Origin of the sequence: Saccharothrix sp. ST-888 (assembly GCF_000955975.1) — a bacterium.
GTDB lineage: Bacteria > Actinomycetota > Actinomycetes > Streptomycetales > Streptomycetaceae > Kitasatospora.
On sequence record NZ_JYJF01000587.1, the window covers coordinates 1 to 354 of the forward strand.

The window sequence follows — 354 nt, forward strand, 5'->3', positions numbered from 1 at the left end:
CCTGGCGGATCACCCGCTGCTGCGACGGGCCGTTCGGCGCGGTCAGACCGTTGGACGCACCGTCCTGGTTCACCGCACTGCCCCGCACGATCGCCAGAAGCGGGTGCCCGTTGCGCTGGGCGTCGGACAGTCGCTCGACGAGCAGCATGCCCGCGCCCTCACCCCAGCCCGTACCGTCCGCTGCACCCGCGAACGCCTTGCACCGGCCGTCCACCGACAGCCCGCGCTGACGGCTGAACTCCACGAACAGATCCCGCGTCGACATCACCGTCACACCACCGGCCAGCGCCAGCGAGCACTCGCCGCTGCGCAGCGCCTGCACCGCCAGGTGCAGCGCCACCAACGACGCCGAAC

The 354-nt window shown here is 72.0% G+C and carries 1 protein-coding gene; it reads right to left on the reverse strand.

All coding sequences use genetic code 11. The features are described from left to right. Positions 1–354 (reverse strand): beta-ketoacyl synthase N-terminal-like domain-containing protein (locus tag UK12_RS33865; RefSeq protein WP_156179138.1); only part of this gene is annotated, 354 nt, incomplete at both ends.